Source organism: Martelella sp. UBA3392 (assembly GCF_002358775.1).
Classification (GTDB): Bacteria; Pseudomonadota; Alphaproteobacteria; order Rhizobiales; family Rhizobiaceae; genus Martelella; species Martelella mediterranea.
The window spans coordinates 553-8,191 of the sequence record NZ_DEPM01000256.1; the positions used below are offsets into that span (position 1 = coordinate 553).

A 7,639-nucleotide genomic window follows, 5' to 3' on the forward strand; every position below is an offset into this window, starting at 1 on the left:
CAGCGGGAGAGAGTAATGGGAGCAAGCGTCACTTTTCATAATCATTCATTCATTCCGTGCCTGCTGAATCTATCGACAGACCGGCCGGCATCACCCCGCCGCCATCGCCGCTTTCATCATCCGGTTGCCGCCGCGATTATGGCTGTGGCAGATGGCGATCGCCAGGGCGTCCGCCGCATCGCTGCCCTTGAACTGCACGCGCGGCATCAGAACCTTCAGCATCATGTGGATCTGCTGCTTATCGCCGTGGCCGACGCCGATCACGGCCTTCTTCACGGCGTTGGGCGCGTATTCGGCCACCGGGAGCCCGGCGAGCGAGGGCACCAGCAGGGCGATGCCGCGCGCCTGGCCAAGCTTCAGCGTCGCCACCGCGTCCTTGTTGACAAAGGTCTGCTCCACCGCCGCCTCGTCCGGGCGAAAGCCGTGCACCACTTCTGACAACCCATCATGGAGCTGGCGCAGCCGCGAGGGCAGGTCCAGATCGCCATCGGAGGTGACGGTGCCGGAATCGATGAATTTGAGGGAATTTCCCAATGTCTCGATAACGCCCCAGCCGGTGCGCCTCAGCCCCGGATCGATGCCAATGATGCGAATCGTCTTTTCCATGAATTCACCCTATCGTTCTTGCCGCGAGGCTTCCAGATAAAAGTGAACAAAACAAAAACATGCGGAGCGCCGGGCCGGCCGCTCCGCATGTATCGTGTCAGGACGTTGGTATGCGATCAGGCAGCGATGGCGTCGAGCCGCTTCAGATGTTCTTCGCCGAGCGTCAGTTCGGCCGCGGCGATATTATCGCGCAGATGGGCGCGCGATGATGTGCCGGGAATGACAAGAATATTCGGGCTGCGCTGCAACAGCCAGGCGAGCGAGACCTTCTGGATGGACGTATCAAGTTCCCTTGCGACCTGGTCAAGAATATCAGCCTGATAGGGCAGGAAGCCGCCGAGCGGGAAATACGGCACGTAGGCGATGCCCTGTTCGGCGAGGCTGTCGATCATGGCGTCGTCGTCGCGGTGGATGAGATTATAGTGGTTCTGCACGCAGACGATCGGGGCGATGTCCTGAGCAATCCTGAGCTGGCTTTCCGTGACGGTCGAGATGCCGATATGCGCGACCAGGCCTTCCGCCTGCATCCGCCGCATCGCCTCCATTGGCGCGGCGATCTCGCCGTCCTCGCTGAAGCCGTTGACGCTGCCCATGCGCAGGTTGACGATCGCGATCCGGTCCAGCTTCAGCCGCTCCAGATTGTCCTCGACGGATTTGCGCAGGAAATCCGGCTCGTGGTTCATGTTCCAGCCGCCGGCGTCATCGCGCCAGCCGCCGATCTTGGTAACCAGCGTGAGATTGTCGGGATAGGGGGCGAGCGTTTCGGCGATCAGCCGGTTGGTGACGTAGGGGCCATAGAAATCGCTGGTATCGATATGGTCGATGCCAAGCGCGAGCGCCTCCCGCAGCACCGCCCGGCATTCGTCGGGATCCTTCGGCTCGCCGAAGACATGGGGGCCGGCAAGCTGCATGGCGCCGAAGCCCATGCGGTTGACGGAAATATCGGTTCCGGGAAAGGTGAAGCGGCCGGCGGCAGCGGCGGGGCTGATATCCATGTTCGTCATGAGATTGATCCTTCTCTTGGGAGCGATGGCGGGGATATAGGAGGAAAGCGCCCGGTTGATAATCCGGACAATTTCGAATACCGTGATCGCCATGCCGAACAATACTTTGCTGCCGCCCTTCGATGACCTGATGACCTTCCTCGTGATCACGAGAGCGGGCGGCTTTCGGGCGGCCGCCAGAAAGCTCGGGGTTTCACCCTCCACCGTGAGCGAAACCATGACGCGGCTCGAAGGGGAGCTCGGCGTCCCGCTTCTCATCCGTACCACGCGCAACGTCCACCTGACCGAGGCGGGCCGCGAACTGGCCGACCGTCTGGAACCGGTGCTCGCGGAGGCCCGCTCGGCAATCGCCGATGCGACCAGCAGCGAGGGCGCGGTGCGCGGGCGGCTGAAGATCCAGGTGCCGGGCGCGGTGATGGAGGACATCCTGCCGCCAATCATCGACGGGTTCGCGAAGGCGCATCCCGAGGTCCGGCTTGAAATTCTGGTTGATGACCGCTTCACCGACATGATCGCCACCGGCTGTGACGCGGGCATCCGCTACGGCGAACATCTGGCGCAGGACATGATCGCAACGCCGATTGGCCCGGCGCGACAGCGCCCAGCACTCGCCGCCGCGCCGGACTATCTCGCGCGCCGCGGCGCTCCGCTGCATCCGCGTGATGTGCTGGACCATGATTGCATTCGCCTCCGGTTCGCCTCCGGCGCGCTGACGGAGTGGGAGTTCGAGAAGGATGGCGAAATCCTGAAACTCGATCCGGCCGCGCGTCTGATCATCGCCACGGCGGGTTGGCACGCCGCTGTCCAACTGGCGATTGCCGGCCACGGGTTGATCCAAACTTTCCGCAATTGGCTGGAGCCGCATTTCGAAACCGGCGAACTGGTGCCGGTTCTCGAAGACTGGTGCGCGGATTTCGAAGGGCCTTTCCTCTATTATTCCAGCCGCTTGACGCCACGGCCGCTGCGCGCCTTCATCGATCATGTGGCCTCGCAGCGACGGCAGGCCGCAGATGGCTGATCCCGTCCGCGCATCGATCATTTCACAATAGCGGCTGCCGGGCTTTGCAAATCCAACCACCAGTTCCTAATTATGTGTCAAAGACACACATTCCGGGACAGGATTTTCCATGACCAAATTCTCCATTCTCGACCTTTGTCCGGTTGTCGAAGGCGGCACCATTTCGCAAGCGCTGGATGCCACGCGGCAGATGGCGAAGAAGGCCGAGGCGGCGGGCTATACCCGTTTCTGGCTCGCCGAGCACCACGGCATGACCGGCATTGCCAGTGCAGCCACCTCGCTGGTGATCTCGGAGGCCGCGCGGGCGACCAGCACCATCCGCGTCGGCTCCGGCGGCATCATGCTGCCCAATCACTCGCCGCTGGTGATCGCCGAACAGTTCGGCACGCTGGAAGCGCTCTATCCGGGGCGCATCGATCTCGGCCTTGGCCGCGCGCCGGGCACCGACATGAACACGGCGCGGGCGCTGCGCCGCAATCTCGACGCCGGAGCACAGACCTTCCCGAACGACATCGTCGAGTTGCAGCAGTTGATGGACGATCCGGTCGAGGGCCAGCGTCTGCTTGCCAATCCCGGGGCAGGGGCCAAGGTGCCGATCTATATTCTCGGCTCCTCCACCTACAGCGCGCATCTGGCGGCCATGCTCGGCCTTCCTTACGCCTTCGCCTCGCATTTCGCGCCCGACATGCTGTTCGAGGCGCTGCACATCTACCGCACCAATTTCAAGCCCTCGGCGCAGCTCGAAAAGCCCTATGTGATCGTCGGGGTGATGGGCGCGATGGCGGATAGCGATGACGAGGCGGATTATCTGTTCACCTCGGCGCTGCAGAGCTTCGTGGCGCTGCGCCGCAATGCCCGCGGCAAGACGCCCCGGCCTGTCGAAAGCATGGACGGCATCTGGACCGAGATGGAGAAAATGTCGATCGAGCACACCTTCCAGTTCGCGGTGGTCGGCGGTCCGGAGAAGGCGAGGGCCAAGATGGCGGGTTTCGTGGCCGACACCAAGGCCGACGAAGTGATCATCTCCGTGCCCGTGCATTCGGTGGAAGCGCGGCTGAAGGCCGTCGGCATGTTCGGCGCGCTGCGCAGTGAACTGAAGGAAGCAGCCTGATCCCGCGCTATTTCGGGAACACGAAGCTCACCACGGCCCGGAGGCCCCAGCCTTCCGGGCCGTTGTCCGGCGCGGTCGCCCAGTAGCGCGCGCCAAGCGTCAGGCTGATCGGTTGCCTGCCCGCCATCACCAGCTTGCCGACGGTGAAGTCGATCGGCACGATCCAGTCCTCGCCCACCCAGTCATATTCCGCCTCGCTGGTGAGCGAGAAGGTCCAGGCCGATCTGGTGTTGTAGGAGATGAAGGGCTGGGTCATCGTGGTCGAGATGCGGCTCCTGTCCTCCGCGCCGGCATAGGACCAGACGTGGTTGGCGAGAAGCCCGGTCGTCCATGGCCCGTGCTCAAGCGCGAAGACCCCGGTCGGCCCCGCGCCCCATTTTTCAGTTCCGAGCAGATCATCGGTCGCCGTGGGCAGAAGGAAAACCGGCCCCGCGCCCCAGATCAGCCCGTCCACGCCGCTGTCGACGGGCGAGACGAACAGCGACAGCAGCGTATCGCCCAGGCCGAACTGGTCGCCGGAAGGACCGGCGATATCGCTTTGCTGCTCGATCGAGACGATGGTGCGGGTGATCAGATTCCAGTCCGCGTTCAGGTTGAAGGGGATGATCGGCTGAACATTGAGCTGCAACTGATCGCCCTTTTGGGGACCATAGCCGCGGTCATAGTTGAACTGGAACGGCAACACCGTCAGCGGCGCGACTGGATTTGAAAGCTGCTTGGCCAGATCGGCGTTCGAGTCATCGGCCGCCGCACTGCCGGCCATCACAAAGGCCAGCATCAATCCGCATGTCGTGATACGCATTCACCGCTCCGCTGCAACCAAAGAGAAGTTTTATTCACACATAAACTCTTAAAGTTGCAAGTCGATATCAAATGTATTGGATGCAGGAGTTCCGCTTTTTCGTGTCGTTGTGCAGAATTACAACGCTCATTTTGTCGTGCTGTTCGAGCGCCAAACGGCGAGAGTGGCGTCTGCGGCGTTTATTTCCCGGCTTTTGGTAAAATTTCGTATATTGATATATATACTATGAATTTAATTCGAAAATTATTCACAAGCAATGTATATTATTTGTTTTAATTATTATTATTGAGAAAGATGTTCTATCTTTACCCGTTATATTTTCGTATATCGGGAGGAAAGCATATGCGTAGAGGAACCTTCGTGCCGGTCGCGGTGATGGGCATTTTGTTCGCTGTGGCCGCAGCAAGCCAGAGCGCCGCGGGCACGGATGCCGACATTCCGGAGAAGCTTGCAAATCCGCTCGCTTCGATGGTCGTTGTGCCGGTGGAAATGAACTACGATACAGGTTACGGGTCGGCAGGCGGCGATCGATCCGACGTCAGGTTCAAGCCGATCATACCGTTCGAGCTGAACGACAACTGGAACCTGATCACCCGAACAATCATACCGGTCGTCTATCAAAATGACGTCTTCGGTCCGTCCGGAGAACAGTTCGGGCTTGGAGATACCACGACCAGCCTGTTTCTGTCGCCGACGAACAGCGGCATTCCCGGCCTGATCTGGGGCGCGGGGCCGATCTTTCTGTTGCCGACAGCGACAGATGATTACCTCGGGGGAGAGAAATGGGGCGCCGGACCGACTGCGATGATCGCCAAGCAGACGGGGCCGATCACGGTCGGGTTCCTCGGCAGCCACGTCTGGTCCTTTGCCGGCAATGGTGACAGGGCCGATATCAGCGCGACATTCCTTCAGCCCTTCATGACCTATCGGTTTGCGAAGACGTGGAGCCTCGGGCTGACCACCGAGACGACGTATGACTGGAAGAACGATATCTGGTCGGTTCCGATCGATCTGACGCTGAGCAAGCTCGTGAAGTTCGGCAAGCAGCCGGTCAATCTGACGACGGGTGTTCGCTACTGGGCGGAAACACCGGAGGGCGGGCCGGACCGCTGGGGCGCCCGTTTCGGCTTGACTTTTGTGTTTCCCAAAGGCTAGCACCCGTCCGGGCAGACAAAAGGCCGATGATGCGGCGGTTTTTTTCCAGGCGAAATAAGGCAGTCTTGGCTCACGCCGAAAGCTTCGCCATGACCTCGTCGTTGGACTATGACTGTGGTGCAGGCGGGTTCCGGCAACTGCGGGTGCAGATGGGCGGACCAACGCCCTAATCCGTCTGAAACACAATCACTGCTTTGGAAAAATCTCCGTTGCGTAAATCGGTGCGTCGGATCATCACATAATAACCGCCATTGAAATCAACGCTGTCGTTATCGTAATACATGATTGAGACGAGTGGTATCCAGTTGGCGATCGGTTTTGCCAACTGCCTGATTTGCGGAATGAAACGCAAATCATAGTAATGCGGAGCATTTACATCCTCCATGCCGAGGTCGATCGCGGGTGAATATTGAACCAATTCGGGCCAGCCGAACAGTTGACAGCCGTCGTTTATCGGCCATTGCAACCGGTCATCCCAAGCTAGATGCGGCATATCCTCCGGATAAGGGTAGTTCACCATCATCGGGTAGGAGTGAAAATGAGGCAAGGTGTAAGTGAATTTCGGGTGGATCAATGCAGGCGGTAATTGCTGCGCTTGCTGTCGGGCTTCGCCTTCCCTCTGCTCCGGGGGCAACAAATCTCCCCAGACTGAAAGCCCAAAATCCGGAATGACTCGACGTTCCAGTTTCTGCGCTTCATCGGACAGATAGATCAACCGGAATGCTTTTTCTTGCTCCTGTTCGCCGAAACCGGGATCAAAGACGAAATCGTAGAAGAGAAGCAACCTGCCCGTTTTTGGAATGTCGGGATCCATCGGGCCAGCGGCAGCACAAGCAGCAAGGTCGATCTGCATCAGAAAAATCAAAGGCGCCGGCCTTGCCGCAAGGACGGCTTTCGTCTCGTATTCTTCGACTATCTCTTTAGTAAATTTCTTGTTCTTCCTGGCTTCGGCTGCACGCTCGGCCCAATTGTCAGCGGCGGCATAACCTTCCCGTTCGGGCCAGATCATGCCTGGGGGTATATCTGGCGCTCCGCCGATCTTGCCCTGGCCTAGAGGGATATCTGCATCGGGCATTGCCGCCGAGGACAGGATTGCCGTGGGGCGCGCTAACCCCAGCAGCATTCGCTTGTCAGCGGGAGAAATCGAAAAGCGCCTGAGCGAGTCATCGAGTGCTTCGAGCGTGGGAAAATACGGGTCTACGACATCAGACATGGCCCGCCCCACTCTTGGGAGTGCCAACAGCGATAATCCGGCACCAAGGAAACGTCTGCGACTGAGCCACAAAATACTCTCCCGAGAATCTTCCTTCAAAGCCTGAAATCAGAAATCTATCGTGAGACTACGCGCCAAATGTGTCGCCGAGGACCATCCTGGCATCGTATGTGTTCGTCCCCGGCGGTCAGACCCTCACGCTGAAAGCTTGGCCATCACCTCGTCGTCGACCTCGAAGTTCGAGTAGACGTTCTGGACGTCGTCGTCGTCTTCAAGGTTATCGATGAGCTTCATCAGCGAGGTGGCGCGTTCCTCGTCGACGGGGATGGTGTTCTGCGGCTTCCAGATCGCCTTGACGCTTTCGGCCTCGCCGAGCGCCTTTTCAAGGGCGGAGGAGACCTCGTTGATATCCTCGAAGCCGCAGTAGATGGTGTGGCCGTCCTCGTCGGAAACGACATCTTCGGCGCCGGCCTCGATCGCGGCTTCCATGATCGCATCGGCCTCGCCGGCTTCGGGCTTGTAGACGATCTCGCCGACATGGTCGAAGGAGAAGGCGACCGAACCGGTTTCGCCGAGCGCGCCGCCGGCCTTGGTGAAGATCGAGCGAACGTTGGAGGCGGTGCGGTTGCGGTTGTCGGAGAGCGCCTCGACGATCACGGCGACACCGCCGGGACCATAGCCCTCGTAGCGCACCTCATCGTAGTTCTCGGCATCGCCGCCGGCGGCCTTC

At 59.9% G+C, this 7,639-nt stretch carries 8 protein-coding genes; 3 read left to right on the forward strand and 5 right to left on the reverse strand.

Translation table 11 applies throughout. The annotated features are described in order from the left end of the window. Positions 1-90: 90 nt before the first annotated feature. Complete coding sequence (gene ruvC / locus B4E36_RS20135) at positions 91-606, reverse strand: crossover junction endodeoxyribonuclease RuvC (RefSeq protein ID WP_292055114.1); 516 nt, start codon at positions 604-606, stop codon at positions 91-93. A gap of 116 nt (positions 607-722) precedes the next feature. Continuing rightward, positions 723-1,610 (reverse strand): oxidoreductase, encoded by an 888-nt coding sequence (locus tag B4E36_RS20140; protein WP_292055113.1) that lies wholly within the window; start codon positions 1,608-1,610, stop codon positions 723-725. Between the two features lie 91 nt (positions 1,611-1,701). Here B4E36_RS20140 and B4E36_RS20145 point away from each other — a divergent pair, with 91 nt between their 5' ends. After that, complete coding sequence (locus B4E36_RS20145; protein WP_292055262.1) at positions 1,702-2,628, forward strand: LysR family transcriptional regulator; 927 nt, start codon at positions 1,702-1,704, stop codon at positions 2,626-2,628. 109 nt (positions 2,629-2,737) lie between these two features. Beyond that, positions 2,738-3,739 (forward strand): LLM class flavin-dependent oxidoreductase, encoded by a 1,002-nt coding sequence (locus tag B4E36_RS20150; protein ID WP_292055112.1) that lies wholly within the window; start codon positions 2,738-2,740, stop codon positions 3,737-3,739. Between the two features lie 7 nt (positions 3,740-3,746). Here B4E36_RS20150 and B4E36_RS20155 read toward each other — a convergent pair whose 3' ends face one another. Next, positions 3,747-4,541, reverse strand: coding sequence for a transporter (locus B4E36_RS20155; protein WP_292055111.1), 795 nt, complete (start codon positions 4,539-4,541; stop codon positions 3,747-3,749). Between the two features lie 342 nt (positions 4,542-4,883). Here B4E36_RS20155 and B4E36_RS20160 point away from each other — a divergent pair, with 342 nt between their 5' ends. Beyond that, positions 4,884-5,696 (forward strand): transporter, encoded by an 813-nt coding sequence (locus tag B4E36_RS20160; RefSeq protein ID WP_292055110.1) that lies wholly within the window; start codon positions 4,884-4,886, stop codon positions 5,694-5,696. Between the two features lie 166 nt (positions 5,697-5,862). Here B4E36_RS20160 and B4E36_RS20165 read toward each other — a convergent pair whose 3' ends face one another. Further along, complete coding sequence (locus B4E36_RS20165; RefSeq protein ID WP_292055109.1) at positions 5,863-6,909, reverse strand: DUF1963 domain-containing protein; 1,047 nt, start codon at positions 6,907-6,909, stop codon at positions 5,863-5,865. 195 nt (positions 6,910-7,104) lie between these two features. Next, the coding region (locus tag B4E36_RS20170; protein ID WP_345900747.1) for a YebC/PmpR family DNA-binding transcriptional regulator at positions 7,105-7,639 on the reverse strand (535 nt) is incomplete at its 5' end.

Bases quoted from the DNA above. Each gene is read 5' to 3' on its own strand.
- ruvC (WP_292055114.1), bottom strand. From the start codon at position 606: ATGGAAAAGACGATTCGCATCATTGGCATCGATCCGGGGCTGAGGCGC.
- B4E36_RS20140 (WP_292055113.1), bottom strand. From the start codon at position 1,610: ATGACGAACATGGATATCAGCCCCGCCGCTGCCGCCGGCCGCTTCACC.
- B4E36_RS20145 (WP_292055262.1), top strand. From the start codon at position 1,702: ATGCCGAACAATACTTTGCTGCCGCCCTTCGATGACCTGATGACCTTC.
- B4E36_RS20150 (WP_292055112.1), top strand. From the start codon at position 2,738: ATGACCAAATTCTCCATTCTCGACCTTTGTCCGGTTGTCGAAGGCGGC.
- B4E36_RS20155 (WP_292055111.1), bottom strand. From the start codon at position 4,541: ATGCGTATCACGACATGCGGATTGATGCTGGCCTTTGTGATGGCCGGC.
- B4E36_RS20160 (WP_292055110.1), top strand. From the start codon at position 4,884: ATGCGTAGAGGAACCTTCGTGCCGGTCGCGGTGATGGGCATTTTGTTC.
- B4E36_RS20165 (WP_292055109.1), bottom strand. From the start codon at position 6,909: ATGTCTGATGTCGTAGACCCGTATTTTCCCACGCTCGAAGCACTCGAT.